This window comes from Streptomyces sp. CNP082 (assembly GCF_059570535.1).
In genome coordinates this window covers 22405-47586 of sequence record NZ_JCANSZ010000003.1, presented here as the reverse complement: position 1 = coordinate 47586, position 25182 = coordinate 22405, and the positions used below count along the sequence as shown (strand labels likewise).

General features: G+C 70.7%; 19 protein-coding genes. 8 read left to right on the top strand and 11 right to left on the bottom strand.

The genetic code is table 11. The annotated features are described in order from the left end of the window. Nucleotides 1-67: 67 nt before the first annotated feature. From B124_RS03185 to eccE, 3 genes are all read right to left on the bottom strand, one after another. Nucleotides 68-3922 (bottom strand): SCO5717 family growth-regulating ATPase, encoded by a 3855-nt coding sequence (locus B124_RS03185; protein WP_496501070.1) that lies wholly within the window; start codon nucleotides 3920-3922, stop codon nucleotides 68-70. A 215-nt stretch (nucleotides 3923-4137) separates the two neighbouring features. Continuing rightward, on the bottom strand, nucleotides 4138-4857 hold the full coding sequence (locus tag B124_RS03180; protein WP_496501069.1) for a hypothetical protein: 720 nt from the start codon (nucleotides 4855-4857) through the stop codon (nucleotides 4138-4140). Beyond that, nucleotides 4857-6080, bottom strand: coding sequence for a type VII secretion protein EccE (gene eccE, locus B124_RS03175; protein ID WP_496501068.1), 1224 nt, complete (start codon nucleotides 6078-6080; stop codon nucleotides 4857-4859). Before eccE ends, B124_RS03180 begins: the two co-directional genes overlap by 1 nt. 252 nt (nucleotides 6081-6332) lie before the next feature. Between eccE and eccB the strand changes: the two genes are divergently transcribed. From eccB to B124_RS03160, 3 genes are all read left to right on the top strand, one after another. Further along, nucleotides 6333-7844, top strand: a complete 1512-nt coding sequence (gene eccB, locus B124_RS03170) for a type VII secretion protein EccB (RefSeq protein ID WP_496501067.1) — start codon at nucleotides 6333-6335, stop codon at nucleotides 7842-7844. Further along, on the top strand, nucleotides 7844-9109 hold the full coding sequence (gene mycP / locus B124_RS03165) for a type VII secretion-associated serine protease mycosin (RefSeq protein ID WP_496501066.1): 1266 nt from the start codon (nucleotides 7844-7846) through the stop codon (nucleotides 9107-9109). The genes eccB and mycP overlap by 1 nt, the downstream gene beginning before the upstream one ends. A 260-nt stretch (nucleotides 9110-9369) precedes the next feature. Then, nucleotides 9370-9810 (top strand): DUF2563 family protein, encoded by a 441-nt coding sequence (locus B124_RS03160; RefSeq protein WP_496501065.1) that lies wholly within the window; start codon nucleotides 9370-9372, stop codon nucleotides 9808-9810. Between the two features lie 195 nt (nucleotides 9811-10005). Here B124_RS03160 and B124_RS03155 read toward each other — a convergent pair whose 3' ends face one another. After that, nucleotides 10006-10332 (bottom strand): hypothetical protein, encoded by a 327-nt coding sequence (locus B124_RS03155; protein WP_496501064.1) that lies wholly within the window; start codon nucleotides 10330-10332, stop codon nucleotides 10006-10008. A gap of 1674 nt (nucleotides 10333-12006) precedes the next feature. Between B124_RS03155 and B124_RS03150 the strand changes: the two genes are divergently transcribed. The 3 genes from B124_RS03150 (at nucleotide 12007) to B124_RS03140 (ending at nucleotide 14026) form a co-directional block, all read left to right on the top strand. After that, nucleotides 12007-13263 (top strand): S8 family serine peptidase, encoded by a 1257-nt coding sequence (locus B124_RS03150; RefSeq protein ID WP_496501063.1) that lies wholly within the window; start codon nucleotides 12007-12009, stop codon nucleotides 13261-13263. Between the two features lie 110 nt (nucleotides 13264-13373). Next, nucleotides 13374-13727 carry a WXG100 family type VII secretion target gene (locus tag B124_RS03145; protein WP_496501062.1) on the top strand — a complete coding sequence of 118 codons (354 nt, stop codon included), beginning with the start codon at nucleotides 13374-13376 and terminating at the stop codon, nucleotides 13725-13727. Between the two features lie 14 nt (nucleotides 13728-13741). Further along, entirely contained in the window at nucleotides 13742-14026 is a 285-nt protein-coding gene (locus B124_RS03140) for a WXG100 family type VII secretion target (protein WP_496501061.1), read from the top strand. Between the two features lie 465 nt (nucleotides 14027-14491). Here the strand turns inward: B124_RS03140 and B124_RS03135 are convergent, their stop codons facing one another. The 3 genes from B124_RS03135 to B124_RS03125 are packed head-to-tail and all read right to left on the bottom strand — an operon-like array spanning nucleotide 14492 to nucleotide 15338. Then, a complete protein-coding gene (locus B124_RS03135) occupies nucleotides 14492-14773 on the bottom strand; it encodes a DUF7848 domain-containing protein (protein ID WP_496501060.1) in 282 nt (93 codons plus the stop codon). Then, nucleotides 14770-15114, bottom strand: coding sequence for a hypothetical protein (locus B124_RS03130; RefSeq protein WP_496501059.1), 345 nt, complete (start codon nucleotides 15112-15114; stop codon nucleotides 14770-14772). The genes B124_RS03135 and B124_RS03130 overlap by 4 nt, the downstream gene beginning before the upstream one ends. Continuing rightward, complete coding sequence (locus tag B124_RS03125) at nucleotides 15111-15338, bottom strand: hypothetical protein (protein WP_496501058.1); 228 nt, start codon at nucleotides 15336-15338, stop codon at nucleotides 15111-15113. Before B124_RS03125 ends, B124_RS03130 begins: the two co-directional genes overlap by 4 nt. 555 nt (nucleotides 15339-15893) lie before the next feature. Here B124_RS03125 and B124_RS03120 point away from each other — a divergent pair. Both B124_RS03120 and B124_RS03115 read left to right on the top strand, forming a co-directional pair. After that, on the top strand, nucleotides 15894-16745 hold the full coding sequence (locus B124_RS03120) for a helix-turn-helix domain-containing protein (protein WP_496501057.1): 852 nt from the start codon (nucleotides 15894-15896) through the stop codon (nucleotides 16743-16745). Beyond that, nucleotides 16726-16947, top strand: coding sequence for a DUF397 domain-containing protein (locus B124_RS03115; RefSeq protein WP_496501273.1), 222 nt, complete (start codon nucleotides 16726-16728; stop codon nucleotides 16945-16947). Before B124_RS03120 ends, B124_RS03115 begins: the two co-directional genes overlap by 20 nt. 195 nt (nucleotides 16948-17142) lie before the next feature. Here B124_RS03115 and B124_RS03110 read toward each other — a convergent pair whose 3' ends face one another. The 4 genes from B124_RS03110 to eccCa all read right to left on the bottom strand — a co-directional run bounded on the left by B124_RS03110 (nucleotide 17143) and on the right by eccCa (nucleotide 25099). After that, nucleotides 17143-18270, bottom strand: coding sequence for a hypothetical protein (locus B124_RS03110; RefSeq protein WP_496501056.1), 1128 nt, complete (start codon nucleotides 18268-18270; stop codon nucleotides 17143-17145). A gap of 5 nt (nucleotides 18271-18275) precedes the next feature. Beyond that, nucleotides 18276-20396 (bottom strand): hypothetical protein, encoded by a 2121-nt coding sequence (locus tag B124_RS03105; RefSeq protein ID WP_496501055.1) that lies wholly within the window; start codon nucleotides 20394-20396, stop codon nucleotides 18276-18278. Between the two features lie 13 nt (nucleotides 20397-20409). Continuing rightward, nucleotides 20410-20928 carry a hypothetical protein gene (locus tag B124_RS03100; protein ID WP_496501054.1) on the bottom strand — a complete coding sequence of 173 codons (519 nt, stop codon included), beginning with the start codon at nucleotides 20926-20928 and terminating at the stop codon, nucleotides 20410-20412. 175 nt (nucleotides 20929-21103) lie between these two features. Continuing rightward, nucleotides 21104-25099: a type VII secretion protein EccCa gene (gene eccCa / locus B124_RS03095; RefSeq protein ID WP_496501053.1), complete on the bottom strand. Its 3996-nt coding sequence runs from the start codon at nucleotides 25097-25099 to the stop codon at nucleotides 21104-21106. Nucleotides 25100-25182: the final 83 nt, after the last annotated feature.

Below are 25182 nucleotides of genomic sequence, written 5' to 3'. Positions count from 1 at the left end.
CGGGCCTCATTGGTTCAACCCAATGGCGGCAGGCCGGGCGGGCGCCCGGCCCGGGGCGGCTAGGACGTCACCCGTACGGGCTCGGGCCGGACTGCGCCTGGGACGGGCCGGTGCCGGGAGCGCCACCCGGATAGCCGCCTCCGCCCGGGTACCCCCCGCCCGCGCCGTACCCGCCGGCACCGCCCGCGCCGCCGGCCTGGCCGGGCAGCGGCGGCATCGCGTGCGGCGGCTGCTGGCCGCCCTCGCCGGTCCACAGGCCCTGCGCCTGCTGGGCGCGGGTGAAGTCCTCGGCGACGAGCGCGGCGAGGTTGAAGTACGCCTCCTTGGTCTTCGGCCGCATCATCGACAGGTCCAGCTCGGCACCGGCCGACAGGTGCTCGTCGAACGGGATCACCTGCACCGCGCGGGTGCGCTGCTTGAAGTGGTTGACGATGTCGTCGATCTTGATCATCTTGGCGGTCTCGCGGACGCCGGAGATGACCGTGATGCTGCGGGAGACCAGGTCGGCGTAGCCGTGGGCGTGCAGCCAGTCCAGCGTGGTGCTGGCGCTGGACGCGCCGTCGACGGACGGCGTGGCCACGACGATCAACTGGTCGGCGAGGTCGAGCACGCCGCGCATGGCGCTGTAGAGCAGGCCGGTGCCCGAGTCGGTGAGGATCACCGGATACTGCTTGCCGAGCACGTCGATGACGCGGCGGTAGTCCTCGTCGTTGAACGTCGTGGAGACCGCCGGGTCGACGTCGTTGGCCAGGATCTCCAGACCCGAGGGCGCCTGCGAGGTGAACCGGCGGATGTCCATGTAGCTGTTGAGGTACGGGATCGCGGTGACCAGGTCGCGGATCGTCGCGCCCGTCTCGCGGCGCACCCGGCGGCCCAGGGTGCCGGCGTCCGGGTTGGCGTCGATCGCGATGACCTTGTCCTGCCGCTCGGCGGCGAGGGTCGCGCCGAGCGCGGTGGTGGTCGTGGTCTTGCCGACGCCGCCCTTGAGGGAGATCACCGCGATGCGGTAGCACGACAGCACCGGCGTGCGGACGAGGGCGATCTTGCGCTGCCGCTCCTCCTCGGCAGCCTTGCCGCCGAGCTTGAACCGGGACAGGCCGCCCCGCTCCGACTTGCGCTGCGGCTTGTGCTTGTCGTGCAGCAGTTGGTCGGAGGACAGCTCGACGGCCGCGGTGTAGCCGAGGGGGGCGTTGTGCACCGGCTGGCGGCGCTGCTCGGGCGAGACCTCGGGCCAGCCGCCGGACCGCGGGTCGCCGCCGCCGGGCTGGGCGGGGGGCGCCGGGGAGGTGGCCGGTGTGAGGGCGCCCTGGCCCGGAGCGCCGGGCTGGGAACCGCCGGCGGGCGGGAGGCCGGGGGGCTGCTGACCGGGTTGACCGGGCTGGCCGGGCTGGGGCTGCTGCGCGGGCTGGCCGGGCTGTCCAGGGAGGCCGGGTTGTCCGGGGAGGCCGGGGTAGGTGCCGGGCTGACCCGGCTGACCGGCCTGCTGTACCGGCTGTCCGGGCTGCTGTCCGGGCTGGCCCGGCTGACCAGGCTGCTGCCCCGGCTGGCCCTGCGGGGCGCCGGGCAGTTGGGGCCAGCCGTAACCGCCCTGCGGGGCACGGGAGTCGGGCTGCTGGCCCACCGGCGGTACGGGCACGCCGGAGGGCGACGCCACGGTCCAGCCCGGCGGCGGCTCGGCGGCGGGCCCGGGCGGGGCCGGCGGGGTGGCACCGGCGGACTCCGGGGCGGCGCCGGGCGCCGGGGCGCCGGGCGGGACGGCGCCCGGAGCGGGCTGGGCCGGGAACGGCTGCTGGGGCGGTGCGGCGGCCTGCGGGGCGGAGGGCGCCGCCGGGGGAGCCGCGGGAGGCTGCGGTGCGGACTGCCCGGGTACGGGCTGCGGGGTGGCCGCCGGCCAGGGTGCGCCCGCGGCGGGCGGCGGCGCGGGCGGCAGGTCCGCCGCCGGGGGGCGCTGCGTCTCGGCGGCGGGGAACTGCGGCGGGAGCGGCGGCAGCGCTGTCGGCGAGGCGGACTCGCCGGGGGCGGGTGCGGCTGCCCACGGGTTCGCGCCGGCGGGCCCGCTGTCCGTCACGTACGGGCTGGCCTGCGGCGGCGCGTCCTGCGGCTCGTCGTCGCGTACGGGCGCGGCGTCCGTCGGCACCCGGTCCTGCACCTCGGCGGCGGCGGGCACGGCGTCGTTCGGCTCGTCGTCCGCGGGCGTACGGTCTTGTACCTCCGCGGCCTGCGCCCGCAGCGAGGCGGGTGAGAAGCGCATGGTCGCGCCGCTCACCACGTCGCCCCTGTCCGGGTCGTCCTCCGCCTCGTCGTCTTCGCGGACCTGGCCTTGGTCCTGGTCCTGGGCCGCCTGCGCCGCGTCGGGCGCGGCGTGCGCGACCAGCGGGGTCAGCGTGCGCGTGGCGTCGTCGCGGTACGGGGCGGGCGTACCCGCGTCGTCGCCCTCCGGCCGCGGCGGCGGCGCGAACTGCGGTGCGGGGAAGGCGGATCCGCCGGCCGCGGGCGCGTCGTCGGCGGCCGGTTCCGCGGCGGGCGGCGTCCCGGGCAGGGGCGGCCATGCAGCCCCCGCCTCCGGCGCCCCGGCGTCGTCACCGGACGCGTCGGCCTCGCTGTCCGCGGCCTCCGGCGTCCCGTCGTAGGCGGGCCACCCGGCCCCGGACTCAGCTTCGGCGGGCTCGTCGGCCTCGGGCACGCTGCTCCGCCAGCCGCCGGCCGGGGCACCGGCCGTGTCCGGCGACGCGTCGCCGGCTGCGTCGTCGTCCGTCTCCGCGGCGGACGCGAACGGCCAGCCCGTTCCCGCTTCCCCGCTCGCCTGCGCGGCGGTGTCGCTGCGCCAGTCGTTGCCGCTCTGCCAGCCGGTGTCGTGCTGCCAGTCCGTTCCGGACGCCTCGGACTCCGCCTCGGGGGTCTCGTCGGTGTCCGCGGTCGCCGCGGCCGGTTCGTCGTCGTCCGCCGTCCGGTCCGCGGACGTGTCCGCGGTGCTGTGCCAGGTGTTGTCGGACCGGTCGTCCTCGTCCGCCTGCGCGGCCGGCGCCGTCTCCGGGAGCGAGGGCCAGTCGGCGCCGGACCCGGAGTCGTCGTCGGCGGACGCCTCGGTGGCGGCGGACCACTGGGTGCCGATGTCCCCGTCGTCGTCCGCGGCGGCCGTCGGCGCGGACTCCGCCGTGGCTCCGGCGGGCTCCTCCTGCGGCTCCGGCCCGGCGGAGGCGGCGTCCTGCTCGTCGTACGCCGCGGCCTCCCGGTCATCCGTCTCGTCGGTGCCCACCGGCGTCGCGGAGGCGCCGCCGCCGTACCAACTCGGCGTACTCACATTCGGAAAGGTGAACTCCCCGGACGCCGCCCCGGGCGCGTCCCCGGCGTCCCTGTTCTCGGTGTCCTCTCCCCCGTCGGCATCGGCGTCGGCCTCCGGCACCGCCGGGGCCATCGGCAGCGCCGCGAACGCCACCGCGCCCGGGTCCGTCGCCGCCGTCAGCGGCGCGGAGTCGTCCTCGTCCGCGTACGCCTCATCCTGGTCGTCGTCCCCGGCCTCTTCCGCGTCCGCGTCCGCGTCTGCGTCGGCGTCCGCCTCCGGTACCGCGCCGAATCCCGGCTCCGCGGGCGCCGCTTCCGGGGCGGCCTCGGGCCGCGGCGGCTCGTCCGGCAGCGTCAGCAGGAACGGCGGCGGCGTCATCGACTCCGGCACCGGCCCCGGTGCCTGGGCGTGGGCGGCGGTGAAGCCGTTGGGCAACGGGGGCATCGCCGAGCCGGCGTGGGGTGAGCCGGTGCCGGCCTCCTCGTCCTGCCTGGGGCTCGGGGCCGGCACCCCCTGCGTGTACCAGGCGGCGGGCGCCGGGCTGGTGGTGAACTCGCCCGTACCCTCCGGCTCCGTACCGGACCGCTCGGCATCGGGGCTGGCCCGGCCCGCGCCGTTCTCGTCCCGATCGCTGCTCACTGTGCCTCCCGTATCCCCTCGCACCACGGCGGTCGTGCCGGCGCCTGCCCGGTGCCGTGTGCCTCTCCCACCCTAAGGGGAGGACGGAGCGCGCCGGCAGGCCGGATCGTCGCAATCGGCAACGGATGTGTCACCGTTCAGACCCCGGACCACACGGCGGCCCGGCACATCCGCGGGTATCCGTCAGCCGGCCGGTCGGCACACCGGGCGCGCGGTCAGTCGCCCCTGCGCGGATTGCCCAGCAGTCCCGTCTCCGCGTCCGTCGGGTGGATGCCGGCGTACTGCCTGCCGGCCGGCGTGCACCATAGGGTCACCCCGTCGGGCAGCGTCGGGAGCGTCTCCACGTCCGGCCCCGGCAACTGCATCAACTGCCCGATCTGCGCTGCTTCACCGGGTGACACCCGCTGCACCCCGACAAGCGACGCCCCGTGCAGCAGCCGCACCGCGGCGCGGCTCAGATACGGCACCACGGTCACCACCGACTGCCAGGGCGACGGGAGCATGCCGTGCCGCGGCAGACGCGTACCGCTGTCGCGCAGGACCACGACCGGCGCCGTGACGGACGGCGCGAGCGCCGGGACACGGCCGGGGTCGAACAGCGCGACGGGACCGGGAACGCCGCCCGGCCGGCGGACCGCCTGCGCCACCGGCTCCCACGAAGCGGCACGCCCCGTCTCGACCGCGACGCGCACACCGGTCCCCGCGGCGCGCAGCGTCAGCACCTGCGCCGTCCACAGGCTGCCGATCAACGCCACCGCGTACCGCACCGGATGGCACAGCCCCAGCGCCAGCGGACGGCCCTGCGCGTCGTTCCCGACCACCACGCCGTCGTCCCCCACCGGCACGGCGAGCGCGCCGAGGCTGTCGTCCCGCAGCGCCTGCCCGGCCCGGCGGGAGCCGCGCAGCCCCCGCATCGCGATCCGAACGCCGGGCATCAGCGCGTACCCCCCAGCGGCAGCGAGGCGAGCACCCCTGGCAGCTGCTCGCGGTCCAGCCGCACCAGGCCCGTCCTCGCGGCCCGCGCCTGCCGCTCCAGCAGCCGCCGCACCTCGACGAGCTCGCGATCCGAGCGGGCGGTCACGCGCACGTGGGCGCGCAGCGACAGCGACCCGCGGGCGCTGCCGCGCCCCAGCGCCACACTGAACGTCGAGGCCACCGCCGGCACCGCGGTCAGCAGCGACACCGCCCACGGCAGCGTCCCGGCCGACCGGTCCAGTACCGGCCAGCGGCCGACCGCGTACGCCGTGTGCCACGCCCGGTCGCACCGCCACGCCCGCATCGACTCCTGCGTCCGCCGCCGCGGTGGCGCGCCCTCCGGCACCGGCGCGGGTACGTCAGCGTGCGGATCGGCGCCGGCCGACAGCGCGAGCGCGGAGAGCAACTCGTCCTCGTCGAGCACCGTGGCGCGGAAGCCGGCCCCCGTGACCCGGCTCGCCAGGTGGTCGGTGACCCGCACCAGGCAGCGCTGGGCACCTTCGCGACCGCCGCCGCGCGCCTCCACCGCCTCCCGGCACAGCTCCGGGTCGAGCTTCAGCGCCACCCACGTGTGCCGTACCGCGGGCACACCGCTCTGCTCGTACAGCGGAAGGTAACTGCTCCGCAGCACCGAACTCTCCGGCATGAGCGCCGCGGCCGGCGGCTGCACATGCTGCACGAGCTGCACCGATTCGAGCGCGATCCCGTCCACCTCAAGGGCGTCGCGCAGCAGCTCCAGCGGAAACGCCCTGCTGCCCTGCGGCGGGTGCAGCGCCGCGCCGCGCGCCTCGACATGCAGAACGGAGGTGAAGAACGTGCCGTCGCCGACCATGCCGACGGTGCGCCGGGCACGGTCCACGTAGCCGAACGACCGCACGGACGGAGCCCATTCCGTGATCGGAACCAGCCGCGGGTCCACCGGCGGGTCGGGGAGCACGGCGGCGGCCATCCGCTTGCGCGCGCGGAAGGCGAACTGCGTCGACAGCCAGTCGAGGACCGACCGGCGGCGCCGGCGTAACAGCGCCAGCGTCATGAGGCCCGCAGCGACCACCACCGCGGGCACCAGCAGCCCGTCGACGGCCGCGGCCACCAGCGGCACGGCGAGGGCCAGCTCGATGAGAACCAGCTGGGTCAGCGCGAACGGCCCCACGCGGTTGGTCCGCGCCTCGGTCCGCAGAGCCACCTGGCCCGCTGCCGGCCCCGGTACGGCGGCGGGCGCGGGATCCGGCGGCCGTGCCGGGCCGCGCGGCTCAGCCTGCAGCGCCACATCGCCCCCCAAGGTCGGTTGCCGCTTTCTCCGATGGCGTCGTGCAGTGACGCCCTGTAGAACGGTGTTGAACCGACAATCACCCTACCGGATATGGTGTGCCCCGCCGGAGGTCACCCACGGGCCGCGGGGCGGCAACCGGCATCGGCGGCGAGGGGCGGAGCGCAGATGGCGTCACGGCGGGACGAGTTCAACGCGTACACCTACGCCAGGAAACGCCTCATCGGGCAGTTCTTGCAGCCCTCACCCACCGGCACCGAGGAAGGTGCGCCCCTGCCGCTGCGAGCCGTCCTCCCCGGCATGGTCATCGCGGTCGTGATCCTCGCCGTCTTCGGCGCCGTCGGCCTGTTCAAGCCCCGGGCGCCCGAGGGCTGGGACGACGTCGGCGCGAAGGTCATCGTCGCCGACGAGTCCACCACGCGCTACGTCGTCCTGAAGACCGACGGCAAGGCCCAGCTCCACCCCGTACTCAACATGGCCTCCGCCAAGCTCCTCCTCGACCCGGACAACGGCGAGGTCGTCAAGGTCGCGGAGAACATCCTCGACGGCGGGGACCTCCCGCACGGCGCCACCCTCGGCATCCCCTACGCCCCCGACCGCCTGCCCGACGCGGCCGAAGCCGCGGACGCCAAGCGGTGGGCGGTGTGCCAGCGCACGGGCGAAGGCGGCGGTTCCGTGCAGAAAGCGGCCTTCGTCTTAGCCGAGCGCGACCACGGCAAGGTCGAGGGCCGGGGCCGGTTGCGCGGCGGCGACGTCCTCTTCGTCGTTGGCCCAGGCGACGACCACTACCTGGTGGACCGCGAGGGCAAGCGCTACCCCATCGAGCCCGACGACCACCTCCTGCGCGTCGTCGTCGGCGACAGCGAGCCGCAGCGCGTCACCGATGCGTGGCTGCGCACCCTCCACCGGGGCGACTCCGTCGACTTCCCCGCCCTCGACGGCTACGGCTCCGCGGCCGGCGTCGGCGGCATCGATGCCGGCCTCGACCGGATCGGCACGGTGCTGCGCGCCCCCACCGGCGAGGGGCCGCGGCACTATGTCGTACTCGACGGCGAGATCGCCCCGGTCTCCGACTTCACCGCCAAGCTCCTGCTCAACTCCGAAGACGCCGTCGAACTCGGCCAGGACGGCTCGCCCGCCGATCTCGGTGCCGGGTCCTTCACCCCGGCCGACACCGCCTACGACGACGACCTCGACTGGCCGCGGCCCGAGGCCACCGCGGTCAACTCCGCCACCGCCCAGGGCACTCGGAACACCGTCTGCAACGTGCTGCGCCACGTCGACGGCGACACCGGCGAAACCACCCTCAGCACCTGGGCCGGCACCGACTTCCCCGCGCCCCTCCCCGAGGGCACCACCAGCGCTTACGTCACCCCCGGTGCCGGCCAGCTCTACCGCCAGACGCGCGGCACCTCCGCCACGGCCGGCGCCGTATTCCTCGTCACCGACACCGGCCTGCGCTACGCCCTGCAGTCCAACGCCGACAGCGCCCAGGACGACGCCGGTATCGGCATCGACGACGAAAAGCGCGAGCGGCTGCAACAGGAGGCGCGGCAGGCGCAGACCCGGCTCGGCTACGGCGATACCAAGCCCGTGCCCGTACCCATCGACTGGTCCGAATTCCTGCCCACGGGACCGCGGCTGTCCACCTCCGCCGCCCGCCAGCCGCAGGGGTCGTGATGCCTGCCGGACCGCGAGTCGCCGCGGCCCTCGCCGTACTGGCGCTCGCCGCGCCCCTGGCCGCCGTGCCCCTGGCCGCCGCACCGCCGGCCGCGGCCCAGACCGGCCCCGGCGCGGCCAGTTGCAGCAGCTTCCCGGCGCGGCCCTACGCCGGCAAGCCGTGGCCGCTGCAGCGCGTACTCCTCGACGAGGTCTGGGCCCACGCCACCGGCGCGGGCGTGACGGTCGCTGTCATCGACTCCGGCGTCGACGCGGGCCACCCGCAGCTCCGCGGCGCGGTCGACACCGACAACGGCGGCAACTACCTGCCCACGAAGGACGACCAGAACCGCCCGATCGAGCGCGGCAAGCCGAACGGCACCTCCGACGCCGCCGGGCACGGCACCAAGGTCGCCGGCATCATCGCGGCCCGCCCCGCGGACGGCACCGGCTTCGTCGGACTGGCCCCGGAAGCCACCGTCATCCCTCTCACCCAGAACGACGCGGAGGGCAACGGCACCGCCGCCGGCCTCGCCCAGGCCATCGACCACGCGGTGCGGAAGGACGCCGACATCATCAACATCAGCCAGGACACGACCGGCGCCGTACGTCCCGACGCCACCCTCCAGGCGGCCGTGAACCGCGCCCTCGCCGCGGACGTCGTCGTCATCGCCTCCGCGGGCAACGAAGGCACCGGCGGCAACGTCAAGGACACCTACCCCGCCTCGTACGAAGGCGTCCTCGCCGTCGCCGCCTCCGACCGCAACAACGAGCGTGCCCCCTTCTCCCAGTCCGGCGACTTCGTCGGCATCGCCGCCCCGGGCGTCGACATCATCTCCACTGTCCCCCGGGGCGGCCACTGCCTCGACAACGGCACCAGCTTCGCCGCCCCGTACGTCGCCGCCGTCGCGGCCCTGGTCCGCGACAAGCACCCGGACTGGACCGGCGCCCAGGTCGTCGCCCAGCTCCAGCAGACCGCGGAACGCACCATCCCCGGCCCCGACCGCCTGGTCGGCTGGGGCGTCGTCGACCCGGTCCGGGCCCTGACCGAAGACGACCAGCCAATCGACGAGCCGGTCGAGCGCAACGCCGCCGCGGGCGGCAAGGGCCCGCAACCGCAGCCTCTCCAACAGGGCGAGACCGCGGCGGAGCGCAACCGGCGTCTGGGCACGTACACCGTGGTGGGCGGCGCGGTGCTGGTCGCCGTGGTCGCCGGCACGGCGGTAGTCCACCGCGACCGGCGCCGCCGCCTGCGCCCGCGGCCCGACGCTGTGACAAAACCATGACAATGGCGTGGCTGGTTGGCGAGTAGTCGCCAGATTCTGGAGTGGGGGACGACACCGTGACGAAACTGATGCACCATTGCCGCGCCCCGCGGGTTTATGCCGGTGAACACAGAGCGCGAATCACCGAACTGATCGCGCCAAAAGGGCAGTTGCTGCCTATGGCGGTTGGAATCGCACCCGCGCCGTGACTAGAGTTGCAAGTGCGCGACATCGGAGGAACGTGACGAGCTGAGGGTACAACCGGGGAGAACGGGGAAGCCGTGCTGGCACCGTTAGGTGACGGGACCACGAGCGCCGCGAAGGTCAAAGTCGTCTACGACTCGCTGGCCACGTTCAAGAGCAACGTGGACAGGATTCTCACCGCACTCGAAGAGTCCCCCGCGGCGCGCACGCGGGTAGCCGAGCAGCGGATCACCAGGAACGCGGTGAGCGGCGCGAACGCCCCTTTCCACGAGGCCGACGCGCTCTACGAGAACTTCCACCGCGTGCACCACGAACTCACCCGGCTGTCCGCGATGCTCAGCGACCAGGTCGAGTCGCTGGGAATCGTCGTCCAGGGGGCGTCGCAGGGCTTTGAGAACCTGGAGGAGTCGCAGCGGCAACGTTTCTGGGAGATCCAGTCCCGGCTGGAGCAGCGCGCACCCGACCGGACGGACAAGGCCGAGACCGACGTCACGGACTGGGACTACGCCCCCGAGTGAGGCCGTGCGGTAGACGACCCGGCGAGCAGAGAGTGGAGAACCTGTCGTGAGTGGCGAGAAAACCACCGCAGAAGAGGGCCTGCCGGACGAGCCGGTGACCGCGGCGCCCCTGGTGAACGCGGACGCGTCACGGGCGTTCCAGTCCCTGGGGCCGCTCGCCGGCGGCACCGCGGCAGGCAGCACGAGCTTCGACGCCTACGGGCTCAACGAGCTGGTGGGGCTGGTACGAGGCGCGAACCCGAAGGAACTCGGTGCGGCCGGCCAGAAGCTGTTCGACGCCGCCAGGGCGATCGAGAAGGCCGCCGACGACCTGGACAACGACATCGAACGGACCGACTGGGACGGCGAGTCCGGAAACCAGTTCCGCGAGTACAGCAGGAACCTCAGCAGGTCCACGCGGCAACTCGCGGCGTACGCCGCCAACGCCGGCACGCAGATCGCGGCGGCGGGCGAGGGCCTGGCGATGGTGCAGGGCTCCATGCCGCCGCCGGACGACGGCTCGGGCCCGCGGGTCGAGGACATCCCCGGGCAGTTACGGGAGCCGGACAACGAGGAGTACGCGGACGCGCTCGCCGCGCAGCAGAGGCGGGAGAAGAACCGGCAAGAGGCCATCAACCAGATGAACAAGCTGGCCTCGTACTACTCGGTGACGAACAGCTCGCTGGAGTCGGCGGAACCGCCGGTGTTCAAGCCGATGCGCGGGGCGCAGGTGCCGCGGCCGGACCCGAGGATCCAAACAGGTGGAAGCGGTGCCGGCGAAGGGGGCGGTGCAGGCGGTCAGCCAACCCCCGCAGCCGGACCGGGAGCTGCGGCAGCAGGCTCCGGATCGGCCATGCCTGCGGTCGACGCCGGAGGCGCCGCAGCCGGTGGCCCGGCATCGGCGGGCGGGTCGCCGCCAGACCGTACGACACCGAGCCCAGTGGTGGGAACGGGGTTGGGCAGCGCAGGTACTCCCGCACCACCCCCGACGGTGGGAACGGGTTTGGACAGCGTCGCCGTTCCCACACCTCCGGCCGAGGCGGCCCCACGCCCGGTGACGCCCGGGCAGCCGGGGCCGGCGCCGTCTGGCGGCCCGCCGCCCTCTGCCGGCGGCATGCCGATAGCTCCTCCAGTTGGCGGGCCTCGCCCGGTGAGCGCAGCTCCCCCGACGGCGAAGAGCCCCGGTCCGGGGCCGGCGGCCGGTCGGCCGATGGGCCCGGCACCTCAGGTCGGCCGACCTGGCATGCCTACCGGGGCCGGCCCCACCGGAACCAGCCCTGTTGGCCGACCCCCGACGGCCACTGGTCCGGCAACTCCCGCGGGAAGACCTCCCGTGACCGGCGCGCCCCCTCCGGCAGCGAGACCTCCGGTCACGGGCGGAATGCCCACGGCGGCTCCGCGGTCTCCCTCGGCCGGTTCACGACCTCCTGTCGGCAGACCGGGAGTCGTCGGTGGGATGCCTACGTCATCCGGCACGCCAGGCCGTCCCGGTACCGCCGTGGGGCGGCCGGGTGTCGTGGGCGGTCCCCCCGGTCCGGCGGCTGGGCGTGGTTCCGGCCCGGGGATGACGGGGCGTCCTGGCGCCGGGCCACGCCCCGGTGTCGTGGGGGGTACGCCCGTTCCCACCAGGCCGTCCGCACCTCGCCAGCCTGTATCTCCGGTTACACCCCGCAGTGGCGGTCCAGCCGGCCGCCCGGGAGTTGTAGGTGCTCCCTCCGGTGGTGCGGTGCCCGCGGGCCGTGCTCCGGGTCCGGCAGCGAGCCGGACCGGCGCGGTGATCGGGTCTCCCTCGGGTGCCACCGGCAGGCCACCGACCGCACCTGGCTCTCGAACGGGTACGAGTAGTCCGACTGGAAGGAGCACGGAGAATCCAGCACCCAGCGGGCCGTCTCGGGGCACGCGAAGCAATGCCGGCATCACCGGAGGACAACCACAGCGCCGCTTCGAGCCGGGTTCTCCACGCGGCGCCGGTGCAGCAACGGGAGTCACCGGCACTCCGCGCAACGTCGGTGCAGTACGTCCGTCGCGAGGGTTCACGCCGGGAGGTGCTGGGCTTGTCGGTGATGGAAACAGCGCTCGGTGGACCGAGCCGAGCGATTGTGATCGACACGAACCAGTATTCTCCGACGAGTTGCTCACCGATGGGGACGGTCGTTCATCGGAAGAGCAAGATGACCTCCCACGGGCAGCGGAGTAGCACCGCATATGAAGGTGAGTATGACCGCACGGGTTGCAGCGAAGGCGCGGACACGGAAACGGTGGAGCGAGATCCTCGCCGTCGTGGTCACCCTGACCACCGCGTGGATGCTCTCGCTGACGGCATTAGCACCGGTGGCTGCGGCCCAAGGGGTACAGTCACAGCAGTGGTATCTCGATCCCATGCGGGCCGAAGACATCTGGGAGGTCAGCACAGGGAAGGGCGTGACGGTGGCAGTCATCGATTCTGGCGTTGACCCAGCCAGCCCGACCCTGGAAGGCAGATTGCTCCCGGGTGAGAACTTCGCCGACAGTCCGGGTGACGAGAACACAGACTTCTCCGGCCATGGGACGACGATGGCTGAACTGATCGCAGGCACTGGAAAGGGCGGTGGGCTGCGCGGCCTCGCGCCCGAAGTGAAGATTGTGCCGATTCGCATCGCCATGCCTGAAGATTTCGGAGGTGGGCTGGATGCCACGCCCGCTGTTATGGCCAAAGCGATCAGGACAGCCGCGGATCGCGCCGACATCATCAACATGTCGTTCGGTAGTGAATACTCTGCTATCGATGAACGAGAGGCAGTAGAATACGCTGCCAGAAAAGGTAAGTTGATGTTTGCTGGGGTGGGAAACGATGCCAAGAAGGAGGGGGCGGCAGCCATCTATCCCTCCCAATATCCGCACGTGGCCGCCGTCGCCGCAGGTGATGAGTCTGGCACGATTTCCGACTACTCTAAGTACGGAAAGGACACAGACGTCACGTTCATGGCCCCGGGTGACAACATCCCGGGTCACTGCACGCCTGACATCACGCAGTACTGCGTTGCTGGCGGTAGCAGTAACGCGACCGCCCTGGCCTCAGCGTCCGCCGCCCTTATCTGGGCCGAGCACCCCGACTGGAACGCGAACCAGGTCATGCGCGTCATGATCGAGACCGCCGGGTTGAAGAAGAAGAGCAAGTACATCGGCTGGGGCTCGGTGAAACCCGGCTCCAACCTGCTCAGCGGCAAGGGCGATCCCGGCGACCCGAACGTCAATCCGCTGACCAAAGAGCGAACCAAGGACCCGGCGGAGGCGTCTCCTTCACCAGAGGACACCACCGACAAGCCCACCCCGGGCGATGAGGCAGTTGCCGATGACGACAAGGCGGATACGGCCGCCGAGGGCGATTCAGACGGCGACAACGACCTCATCGCGATCATCGCCCTCGTCGCCGGTATCGCTCTCCTCACAGTTACGGTGTTCGCCTTCGCGCGACAGCGCCGACAGTCGCCGTAGGAAGAAACATGTGAGCGTTCCGCGTACGGCCCGCTCGCGAAAGGAGATCGCGTCGGGCAGCGATCGGGACCAAGCGACACAGTAAGCAACTTTCAGGAGGATGGAACACGATGGGTGCGCAACGAGATGCCAAGCACGTCGAGTCAGAAGCCCAAAGAATCATCGCAGACACCCAGAGCCTGCAAAGTGATCTCATGACCACCATCGGCAAGCTCAACGCCGCGGTCGACGCGATCGAGCAGGGCTGGAAGGGCTCGGCGCACGGTGCTTACGACGCCCTCCAGCGCAAGGCCAACGAGCACGCCCGGCAGTTGCACAAGAAGCTGCAGCTCATCGAGGAAGCATTACAGATGAGCAAGAGCGGCTTCGAGCAGCACGAGGTGGAAGAGCTCGAAAACTTCAACAGGCTGCACCAGGCCAGCCCGATCAGCGACTTCATCGACGCGACACCGACCGTCAAGTAACGCCGGGGGGAACCATGGAAATCACCTACGGGACCGTCATCATGGCGGCCGAGGACATCAAGACGACCACGGAGAGCCTGGTCGCCCGCCTCAACGACCTGGACGCACGGGTGACGGCACATGTCCAGGAGAACTTCATCGGCGAGGCAAGCCAGGCGTACTTCGCCCAGCACAGCGGCTGGAAGAGCCACGTCGACGGCCTGAACGGCACGCTGCTGGCCATCTCCCAGGCATTGCAGAACGCCACCGCCGGCTACCAGGCCACCGACCGCCGCGCCGCCGCCCAGTTCGACATCTGAGCCGCCAAACCCGGCGTCACGGTCAGAGCCAGGAGGGGTGCCCGCCACTCGGCAGGCACCCCTCCTGGCCTTGACTATCCCGGACAAGCCGGCCCACCACGCTCCCAGGGCTTGATCAAGCCCTGCCAAGACGGCGGGCCCCCGCGGTCAGGCCCCCGGGTGGGAGCCGAGAGCGAGAGGGGACCGGGCCGTGTTCGGCGGCGCCCGACACGCCACCGAACCCCGCGACCGTTGGCCCGGCTTCTCGGCCCCGGCCCTGCACGGGGAACGGGAAGGGGCTGCGGGCGCGGGTGCGTAGGATAGCGGCGCCCCCTGGGGCAGGTGATCACCAGAGGGCGCCGCCGCGTTCCCTGCGGCGGGCGGTGCCGGTCGCACGCCCCGTCGTCCCGGGGCATGAGACGTGACCACTCACACGAGGGACAGGGGGCGGCACAGGGCCGTGCGGTGTGCCCGCCGCAGGGGCCTCTACGGCGCCGCGTCGGGGGTGTCCGCCGAGGCAATCGGCGGCGCGGCTACGAGGTGGCCGGTAACTGCGGCGTGGAAGCGTGTATGCCCGGCTCGTCCGGCCTGCGCAACGCACCAGTCCTGCACCGGCGTCCACCCCGGGTGGGCACCGGATGCCGCAGGGCACAGTGTGCACGCGGCCGAGTGCGACAAGCCCGCGTGCCCGTCCGTCGCCAGCGTCCACGGCGCACACACCGGCCGCGTGCCCGCCGCCGGGCGTGCAGCGCTGTCCGCGGCGCTCATCCGAACCCCTCTCCCGGGGGTGTCCACCCCGGGCCGGTGCCGTCGTCTGCCGGGTCGTTGTCCGGTTCGGCTGCACGCTGTCCGCGGCTCTGCGCGACCCGTAGCGCGTCGCGTAGCGCCTCACTCAGCCGCTGCACCAGGAACCGTAGTTCAGTCTCCGAAACCCCACCGGCGAGCATCCGGGCGGAACGCTCCAACAACTGGTGTCCCCAGACGAGTTGCTGGCCCTCGATGGCATCGGCGTACGCCGACAGCCACCCCGGGCCGACCGGCACGTAGCACGGGTGCCCCTCCGGCGTCGTCCACGGCAGCAACCGCATCTCCGACAGGCGTGCGCTCACGTCTCCGCCCCCCGGGCGATCAGCCGCGCCAGACACCGCGCCACCGGCGGCGACACCGCACCCAACTCGACCATCCCGTACGCGGGCTTGCCGCCCTTCACCGTCTGCGGCTTCACGTCCATGGCAGGGAACGAAACCCCCGCCTTCCGCAGCGCGGCGGAGAGTTCATCCCGTGCCGCGTCCGCCTCTCGAACCTTGCCGCCGCTGTCTGCCCGTGCACTCACGCGGGCACCTCCACTCCATGAATCCAGCGCGGACCCGCATCAACCCCGTGCGTCGCAAGGACCAGAGCACGCCGCCGCTCCCGCTGCAGACGCGCCACCTCCCGCCGCCCATGGGCGACTACGTACGGCCGGACAATCCCGATGTCCTCACCACCCACCACACGCACACACGCCACAGGCACAGTCGGCCGATCCAGACGGCAGGCGACCGGACTTGAGCCGGCCTCTCGGTGACGCCCCGGCGCAGGCAGTAACCACCTCAGCAGCGGCACGAACAGCCACGCGATAACTTGGAACACGTCGTCAACCTCCTGGGGTTGAGGGCCACGCCCCCGGACCGTTCGCGCGGTCGCGGGGGTCTTGCATGTGGCCAGTCGAGTATGAGAACCCGCCCCGCATCAGGGGGTGTTGGAGCCGTGGGGAGGGCTCTACGCCGTGTCATCCGGCACGGGGCGGGAGTGGTTACCACCATCCCCGACCGGGAACACTGGGGACACATCTGACGTGGGACCGAAACCCGGGTAGTGCCCAACGAGCTGAAGGCATGTTCGAACGGTGGAACTGAATAGCGAGGATGAGGAACTGACACCCCGTAAGAAGTTGGGGAAGCGAATCAAGCGCCTGAGAGAGAAAAAGGGCCTTTCTCAGCGCGCCCTCTGTGAAGCGATCGACAGTCCGCCACTTCCGCACAGCTATCTAGGGCGTGTGGAACGTGGCGAACAATTGCCCTCTGAGGGTCTCTTAAGGAAGCTTGAAGAGTTCTTCGATGCGGACGGAGTGCTGTTCGATCTCTGGGAGATGGCGCAAGATGAGACGGTTGTTGATTACGGGCGAGCTTTCGTAGGCAAGGAAGGGAAAGCGACCCGCATTCATACCTTTTCGAGCAGTCTAATTCCTGGGCTACTGCAAACCCCGGAGTACACGCGTTCCCTCATTCCCGCGAGCCTCCCCGGAGCTATGCAGTCGGACGAAGAAATTGATGGCGTGGTCGAGCGGCGAGAACGACGCAAGCGGGTATTCACCAAAGACGATCCGCCGTTCTATTTGGCAGTCATTGACGAATCGGCGCTTAAGCGACCAATAGGTGGCGTAGGGTGCATGTGGCGTCAAATCTCTCACGTCATCGAGATGGCGCGGTCGCCCAACATCACAGTGCAGGTCCTGCCGTTCGTCTGCGGGGAGCACTCTATGCTGGGTGGGAGCATGACTCTGCTAACGCTCCCGAGCGGTGCCACAATTGGTTACGTGGAGAGCTTCGCGTCTGGGGAATTGGCGGAATCGCCGAAAAAGGTTCTTGAGTTTACGCAGATGTTCGACATGGCTCGTTCGAAAGCGTTGTCCGAACAAGAATCCTTCAACCTGTTGAACGCTTACTTGGAAGAGTATGATGATGAAGACCATTCTTGATGCGTCTACGCTAAGCGGCTGGCGTAAGAGTAGTTACAGTAATGCGCAGGGTGGCGACTGCCTGGAACTCGCCGACGGCTTTCCGAGGGGAATTCCCGTCCGTGACAGCAAGAATCCCTGTGGCCCGGCGCTGGTCTTCTCGGCTGACGGTTGGTCGTCGTTCGTGTCGGCCGTCAAGCGCGGGGAGTTCCCCGCCACCTGACCCACGCAGCAACCAGTCACCGAAGCGAGCGGCCCCCTTGACCCGGGGGCCCTCGTCCCTCCCGGGGATTGCATCTACCCGTCCGGCGCAGCGCCGTGGAGTGAACTCCCTGCCCGCAGTACCTCTCAGACGTGCAGAAACATTCCGTCTTGTTGAACAGTGTCTACGGCGACGCGGTGCCGTTTCCCGGTGAAGTCAGCTTTCCGGCAGTGGGTGTGGAGGGGCGCATCCGTGGCGGCCTGATGATCTGGCTGCGAACTCCTGGAGGGCGGACCTCAGTAATTTCCGATCGAGCCGCTTTACTTCCCGCTCGAAGATGCCATACCACTCGGCGATGTAAAGGGCCTCGCCCTCCGTGCATCGCGCCGTCGTCCACACCAGGCCCCTTCTGTCTCCGGACGCGCCTTGCACGTGCGGACCCATATCCGTCTCCGAACGGGCACTGTCCACGTAGGGCCCGTAGTACGCCGAGAGCCGGTAGTGGGGAAGCTTAAGGCCGTCGTACAAATCGCAGTTCTCAATAGGTGCTGTCGCATCGGCCGGGACAGGGTCGGCGGGGGCGTTGATACCGGCACAGGTCGTCCGTGGTCCACCTCTTGGCGGCAGTGTGCCCTCCGGGATCTCGGGGATCTCGGGAAGGGCGTCGATCTGCGTACCGGGTTCTGTCTTGCAGCCGCTCTGACTTGCAGTGTCGAGGGCCGTGCTCGTCACCGCCCGGGCGAGCGCGCGAGGCCCCTCGCCCTCCTCCACATCCACGCCCACCTTACCGACGGCGGTAAACGTGACCGCGAGATAGGAGTCGTGCGTGTTGTTGTCTCCCTTGCAAGGCAGCACGACAGCCGCTCGCGGCAGTTTACTCGTGTTGAGTACGCCGTGCCACCCGTTGCCGATGGGAAGCACGCCCTGGCCGCGGTACGTGTCATGCCGATCCAGTTGCTCAAGAAGTCCCGAGTCCTTGGCGTCCCAGGAGATGTCTACGTGCAACCATCCCCCACTGTCCCGAACGTCGCCGATGTCGCAGCTCATGGCCGAGCCCTTGCCGAACGCGGCGGACGGCCCCGGATCTGTCGTGCGCAGTCGGTCGATGTCCAGTAGGTTCTTGAGTTCAGCGTGATTGACAACGCCCTGGCAGGCGTCGTCAAGCGTGCGGTTGTTCTTCCACTTGTCGTAAGCATCGTTTGCATAGCGGCCGATGGCCGCCAGAAGTGCAAGGAGCAGCACACCGGCCAGCACGATGAGGCGGCGGCGGAGCTTGCGCTTTGGTCCGCGGGGGTGCGGTTCTTCACCAGCCTCCGAAGCCCCGCCGACGGTCGTCACGTTCACCTGCCTCACACCACCCGAAGCGCGGAAAGTGCCGTATGGCGCTGTGCGATATAGCTCTGTTTCGCCTCGCCGCGCATCTGCTCCACGAGGGCGTCCTCCAGCGGATCCATGTCTCTCCTGTCAGCCCACTCGTCTATCAGGTCATTGACGCCCTCGTTCTTCGCCGCCAGGTCAGTGGAGTTCCGGTGCACGGCCACCTGCTCTGCCTCCGCCTGTACGTCCTTCGCCCACTCGTAGGTCGCCGCGTCGATCAGACGCTGCGCAGGGTCGCCGACAACCGGTATCTGGGTCACAGCCGCGCCCCCACCGTGATAGCTGTAGCGGGCCACGTCGTTGGCCCAGCCCACCCTGGCGTCCCGCTCGTCCATGATGATGTCCGCGCCGATAGCGTTGTACACGCCGGCGCTGCTGCCGACGCGCTTGGCCGCGCTGTCCCAGTCTTCCGTGCCGTACTTCCCGGGTTCCTGAGGTGCGCTGATCAGGTCCTGCGCGGACTGGAAGCGGTCCGCCTCGTAGAGAAGAGAGAAGTTCTCCGGGGCCTCGGACACACCGCGCATGACGCGCACCAGGCTTTGCAAGTCGACGTCGACGGCGCCGTTCTCGCCACTGACGATGGGATCGCCGCCTACGTGCTTCTCATATCCCCGGACGTCGGAGAAGATGGCATGGGTGTCGTCGCTGTAATTGGCCAGAGCACGGGCGAGGGGTTGTTCCATGCCGGGTGGAATGCTGGTGTCGCCTTTTTCGCCTGCGTCGAGGAGCTGAATAGCCTCCTGCATAAGGCGCGCTTCTGCGATCGTGTGCTTGCTGTCCCCTTTGAGGTCCGCGGAGCCGGGCGGCTCTCCTGTGGTCGCGGCCTCGATCGCCAGCCCCAGCCCTTGGTGGCTGACCGTTGAGGTCGCGCTGCCCGGCCACTCCCGTTCCTCGAGCAGGTAGGTCAGGTTGTCCGTCTGGTTGGGATCGAGGTAGGACGTGGCCGCGTCGGGGTTTTTGCTCATGACTGACAGGAGGTTGTCCAGCGGATCGTGATGGATCCCCTCCTCCTCGCTGCCATGCTCGTTCCAGATCGCAGAACCGTCCTCCTCCGCTGCCCGGATGTCGTTGCCGAGCCCGTGGAGGAACGGCTTGCTGTAGCTGCCGTCGTGTTCCATGAGCGAGGTGAGCACGGCGTAGCCGCGTATCGGCTGGGTGTTGCTGCCGACATGGCGCATACCTTCCTCGCGCATGCCTGCGAGGAATTCCTTGGTGAAGGCGTCGTTGTGGGTGGTGGCGGTGTTGAGCGTCGTTGCCAGGGACTTCTCCAGCGCGGTGTACTGCTTGGTGTTGCCGTCCCCGTGAGCCTCGGAGTTCAACTCGTACGCCAGCCCGACCACACCGGCCGGACCACCCAGCCCGTTGATCAGCGTGCGGGAGAACACCGGCTCATCGGCGTTGTCGCGCATCAGGCGGCGCAGTTCCGCCATCTCCGTGCCCGACAGGTCCTCACCGGAGCTGAGCTTCGTGGCTAGCTCCGTCGCTCGCTCGCCCTCGAACTTCTCGACGTCGTCCACGACATCCGCGTTGAAGCCGTGTTTGCCCGCTTCCAAGTTCGCGGGCGGCTGGACTGCCGCTTCGAGTGCGGAACGCACCGTCCTGTCGGTGTGGTTGACGTCCTCCACGCGGCGGTCGATCGCGGCCTGCCATTCCCGTACCGCGTCGTCGGTGGTGGCCGCATACGTGGGATCGTTGCGGTACGCGGTGTACTGCGCCTCGGTGAGGGCGCCGGTGTTGAGGCTTACGAGACCGGCTGCATCGACCGACATGTGCGCGTCTTCCGCCCTGCGGACCTCCTTGCGCAGTTCGTTCCTGCTCTCCTCCAGGTTTCTGCAAGCGTCTTTGAGCAGGTTGGCGATGGCTTCGGCCTGCTTCTCCGCCGCTGATAACTCCCCGGCCGTCACGCGGCCCACGTCGGCGTAGGCCGCCTCGCCGAGCCCTTCCCATGTCCCGTTCACCAGCGGATCGTGTACCCGGGACCGGTAGTTGGCGTGCATGGCGTTGAATCGGCTGCTCATCTTCCGCCAAGCCGCCGCTGCATCCTCCAGCTCCGACAGGTCGGCCGAGATGATGTCGCGGAACGACAGTGCCATTGCCCCAGCCCCCTCAACCCGCCGGCCGTAGGCCGGTCAAGTCGGCACGCGTGGTGATACTGCCGATCATAGGAACGTCCTGAGTCCTGGTCGGGGAAAAGGTCTCCTGCACCTGCGCGTCCTGTGTCTGGTACAGCACCTGCGCACCGCGCAGCGCGTCGCGCTCACCCAGGAGCCGCTGCTGCAGGTTGTCCACCTGCCTGGCCCATGCGCGCAGGACCTCGTCCACGCCCGCCCACGTCTGCCAGTTCTGGAGTGTGCCGCCCGACACCGACCGCTCGGCACCCACCATCCCCGGTGCGGGATCGGCGGAGGCTTCCCCCACCAGGCCATGCGCGGTCTTCAGGTCGGGTAATAACTCCTGCCCCACATATGCCGCCGCCCCCGCCTTCGCCGCCGCGTCAACGGCCAGCCGGGCCGCACCGGAGCCCGAGCCGTCGCTCGGTCGCGAGTTCAGCTGTGTGTGCGGCGAATCCTCGGCCTGCACCTGCGCAAGCAGCGCATCCCACTCTGACTGAAACGCATCGGACATATCCCACCCCCGGGTGTCTCACGCGGCCAACCGCGTTTCCTTGTGTTCTCCGTGTGCAACCCCGGGCCACACCGTAACAGAACGCACCGGCACTCACTCCCTGAGTCACCGCCGGAGGATCGGCATGACGCCGATCCGCCCCGTGCGGCTGTCCGACGGGCGCCGGCCGCACCGCCTATGCCGGTGGGGTCCAGGCGGTCTGGACGAGTGCGGAGCCCTTTCTGCGGGAGACGTGAAAGCCGCGTCCCGGGGGCATGGGCCGCGGGCGGACGTTGCCGAGGATGTCCCCCTCGGACTTGTCGCCGGACAGGACCACGCCCTGGACGCCGAGTTCACGGATGCGCTGCAGGAAGGGTTCGAAGGAGGTGCGCGCGGCACCCGAGGAGTTGCGGGCGATGAGGAAGCGGACGCCGATGTCGCGGGCGAAGGGGAGGTGGTCGACGAGCGGGGCGAGAGGGTTGCCCGAGGCGGTGGCGACGAGTTCGTAGTCGTCGACGACGACGAAGAACTTCGGCCCCGACCACCAACTGCGGTCGCGTAGCTGCTGTGGCGTGACGTCCCCGGGGGGAGTGCGGCTCTCCATGAGCTTGGTGAGGGCCGCGACGTGCCGGTCGACGGCGTTGGGCATCGGGGCGTAGACCAGCAGGTGCGAGTCCGGGACGGCGCCGAGGAGCCCGCGGCGGTAGTCGAGGACGACGAGGCGGGCCTCGTCCGGGGTGTAGCGCTCGGTGATCTGCCTGACCAGCAGGCGCAGCAGCGCGCTCTTCCCGCTTTCGCCCTCGCCGTAGACAAGGAAGAACGGGTCGGTGTCGAAGTCCACGTACACCGGCGCCAGGTTGGTCTCGTCGATACCGAAGGCGATACCGAGTTCCGGGCGGGCGTCGCCCGCGGGGAGGTGCTCGGCGCGCAGTTCCTCGGGGAGCAGCCGGACCCGGGGTGCCTTCGGGCCGGTCCAGTGATCGGCTACGCGGGCGCACAGTGCGGCGGTGGCGGCGGAGAGCTGGTCGTCGGAGGGTTCGCCGTCGATACGGGGGACGGCCGCCATGAGATGCAGCTTCTCCGGCACCTGTCCCCGGCCGGGGACTCCCGTGGGGACGTTCGCGGCGACCTTGCGGTCGAAGTCGGAGTCCAGGGGGTCGCCGAGACGGAGTTCGAGGCGGTTGCCGAGCTGGTCCTTCAGCGAGGCCCGTACCTCCATGCTGCGGCCCGCGCAGATGACGAGGTGGATGCCGTAGCCGAGACCGCGGGCGGCGATGTCGTGGATGACGGGTTCGAGCGCGTCGTACTCGGTGCGGAAGTTGCCCCAGCCGTCGATGATGAGGAACACGTCGCCCCACGGCTGGTCCGTGAGGTCACCGTGGGCGCGGCGGCTGCGGTAGGCGGCGATGGTGTCGATGCCGTGTGCGCGGAAGTACGCCTCGCGGCTGTTGAGGATCCCGTGGACCTCGGCCACGGTGCGGCGTACCCGCTCCGGGTCGAGCCGGGCGGCGACGCCGCCGACGTGCGGGAGGCCGGAGACCGCGGACATGCCGCCGCCGCCGAAGTCCAGGCCGTAGAACTGGACTTCCTCAGGGGTGTGGGTGAGTGCGAACGAGCAGATCAGGGTGCGTAGCAGGGTGGATTTGCCGGACTGCGGGCCGCCGACGAGCTGCATGTGGCCCGCCGCGCCCGAGAAGTCCCGCCACAGGACCTCGCGGCGCTGTTCGTACGGCTTGTCGACCACGCCGACAGGGACCGAGAGGCGGCCGAGTGAGGGGTGGCCGGGGATGGTGAGGCCGCGGCCGGAGACGGAGGTGAGGCCGGGGAGGAGTTCGTCCAGGGACGGCGGGGCGTCCAGCGGTGGCAACCAGACTTGGTGGGCCTGCGGGCCCTTGCCGGCGAGGCGCTGCACGATGATGTCCAGCACCTTGTCCGCCAGCGCGTCGTCCTCCGCCCCAGCGGGCGGGGAGGCCGGGGGCGCCTGGAGGGCCAGGCGCGGGTCGGCGGCCGGCGGCGGGGCCGGCGGGACGGGAACGGGGGCGGCGGTGAAGACGACCGGTCTGGGGGGCGCCAGGCGTGCGCCGGCGGCCTCGGACTCCTCGGGCGTGCCGGCCGCGCGGTAGACGCCGGAGACGTACGCGGCCTTGAAGCGGACCATCTCGTCGTTGCCGAACTTCAGATAGCCGGAGCCGGGTACGGACGGCAGCTCGTAGGCGTCCGGCACGCCCAGCGCGGCGCGCGACTCGGCGGCGGAGAAGGTGCGCAGGCCGACGCGGTACGAAAGGTACGTCTCCAGGCCCCGAAGGCGGCCCTCCTCCAGGCGCTGGGAGGCCAGGAGCAGGTGCACGCCCAGGGATCGGCCGATGCGGCCGATCTGGATGAACATGTCGATGAAATCCGGCTTCGCGGTCAGCAGCTCGCTGAACTCGTCGATGACCAGGACCAGGGAGGCGATGGGCCGCAGCGGGGCGCCGGCGGCGCGGGCGCGCTCGTAGTCGTGGATGTTGGCGTAGTTGCCGGCGTCGCGCAGCAGCTCCTGGCGGCGGTTCAGCTCTCCGCGGATGGAGTCGCCCATGCGGTCGACGAGGGAGAGGTCGTCGGCGAGGTTGGTGATGACCGCGGCGACGTGCGGCAGCTCCGTCATGCCGGCGAAGGTGGCGCCGCCCTTGAAGTCGGCCAGTACGAAGTTCAGCGACTCCGAGGAGTGGGTGACGGCGAGACCCAGCACGAGCGTGCGCAGCAGCTCCGACTTGCCGGATCCGGTGGCGCCCACGCACAGTCCGTGCGGGCCCATGCCGTCCTGCGCCGCCTCCTTGATGTCCAGCATGACCGGCGCGCCCTCCTCGTCGACACCGATCGGCACCCGCAGCCGCTCCGCGGGAGTGCGCGGGCGCCAGGTACGGGTGACGTCGACGGACGCGGCGTCGTCGAGGCCGAGCAGGTCGGTGAACTCAAGCTTGGCCAGCAGCGGCTCGTCACCGTCGTCGCCGGACGACGGCGGCCTCAGCGGGGCCAGCTGCCGGGCGAGGGCTTCGGCGGCAGCCAGCGGCAGGTTGTCGGGCGTGCCCTCGTAGACCAGGTCCCGGTGGGACTGGATGCGCAGCGTGCCCGGGTGCACGGCGATGGCGAGGCCGCCGCGCACCGTGTCCACTTCGCCGGGCACGACTTCAAGGAACGACACGCCCTGGATGCCCTCGGGGGCGGCGAGTACGGAGTCCGGGGGGACGGTGGTGCCGTCGAGGACGATGAGGAGGTGCGGCTGCTCCAGCAGGGGAGTGCCGTCAGCGCTGAAGCGGGGACGGCCCTCCAGCCGGGCGGCCAGCCGCTGCTCCAGGTCGCGTACGTCATCGGTGATGAGGCGGCGGGCACCGGCGCCGTCGGCCTCGCCGGTGTCCTGGACGTGCGGCAGCCACTTGGCCCACTCCCACCGCGGCGCGCTCCCGGGGGCGGTGGCGATGGCGATGACCGCGTTGTCGGGGGAGTGCAGGGCGGCGAGCTGGCAGAGCATGGCGCGGGCGGCGCCGTAGACAGACTCGCGTTCGCCGCTGAGGGTGAGGTGGTAGAAGGCGCGTAAGGAGACGGCGAGGGGGAGGTTCTCGACCGTGCCGTGGGTGTTGAGGAACTGGTGCATGGCGCCCGCGGTGAGCGGCTCCAGTTCGTCGGCCGGCGCGGTGTCCGGCGGGATGAGGGGGGTGGCCAACTGCTGCGGGCCGCGGCCGATCCGCAACTCGGTGCAGTCCGCGTCGCCCGCGCGCCGCTCCCACACCCTGCTGCCTTCGGCGACGAGTGCCCACAGCTGGTCGGGGGCGGGGTGGAGGTATAACTGCGCGTCGCGCTGACTGCGCGCCGTCTGCCGCACCTTGCGGCGGGTCTGGGCAAGGTAGCGCAGATAGTCGCGGCGCATGTCCGCCATCTCGCCCTGGGTGCCCCTGCGGTGGCGGACGACCATCGCGATGACCATGGCGACCATCGCGGCAACCATCACCAGGCCCATGATGCGCATGATCGGGTGTGCGCCCGGCATGAAGAAGAACACGGCCATGCCGCCCATCCCGAACATGGGCAGGACCTGCATCAGTACGCCCTCGCGGTAGCCGCGGGGGAGTTCGGGCGGTGCCTGCAGACGGAGGTCGCCGGCTGGGACGTCCGGAGGGAAGGTACGCGGGGGCCGCTTGACGACGAGTTGGCTCACAACCCCTCCATCCGCTGCACACGGCAGCCGTCGGCGGTCGATCGACGGAAAGTGATCCTACTGATACGACAAGTGGGTGCGGG

What these genes read in the sequence shown, in the direction of transcription:
- B124_RS03180 (WP_496501069.1), bottom strand. Translation starts at nt 4,857, where the DNA reads ATGCCCGGCGTTCGGATCGCGATGCGGGGGCTGCGCGGCTCCCGCCGG.
- eccB (WP_496501067.1), top strand. Translation starts at nt 6,333, where the DNA reads ATGGCGTCACGGCGGGACGAGTTCAACGCGTACACCTACGCCAGGAAA.
- mycP (WP_496501066.1), top strand. Translation starts at nt 7,844, where the DNA reads ATGCCTGCCGGACCGCGAGTCGCCGCGGCCCTCGCCGTACTGGCGCTC.
- B124_RS03155 (WP_496501064.1), bottom strand. Translation starts at nt 10,332, where the DNA reads ATGTCCTCGACCCGCGGGCCCGAGCCGTCGTCCGGCGGCGGCATGGAG.
- B124_RS03150 (WP_496501063.1), top strand. Translation starts at nt 12,007, where the DNA reads ATGACCGCACGGGTTGCAGCGAAGGCGCGGACACGGAAACGGTGGAGC.
- B124_RS03145 (WP_496501062.1), top strand. Translation starts at nt 13,374, where the DNA reads ATGGGTGCGCAACGAGATGCCAAGCACGTCGAGTCAGAAGCCCAAAGA.
- B124_RS03140 (WP_496501061.1), top strand. Translation starts at nt 13,742, where the DNA reads ATGGAAATCACCTACGGGACCGTCATCATGGCGGCCGAGGACATCAAG.
- B124_RS03135 (WP_496501060.1), bottom strand. Translation starts at nt 14,773, where the DNA reads ATGAGCGCCGCGGACAGCGCTGCACGCCCGGCGGCGGGCACGCGGCCG.
- B124_RS03115 (WP_496501273.1), top strand. Translation starts at nt 16,726, where the DNA reads ATGATGAAGACCATTCTTGATGCGTCTACGCTAAGCGGCTGGCGTAAG.
- B124_RS03105 (WP_496501055.1), bottom strand. Translation starts at nt 20,396, where the DNA reads ATGGCACTGTCGTTCCGCGACATCATCTCGGCCGACCTGTCGGAGCTG.
- B124_RS03100 (WP_496501054.1), bottom strand. Translation starts at nt 20,928, where the DNA reads ATGTCCGATGCGTTTCAGTCAGAGTGGGATGCGCTGCTTGCGCAGGTG.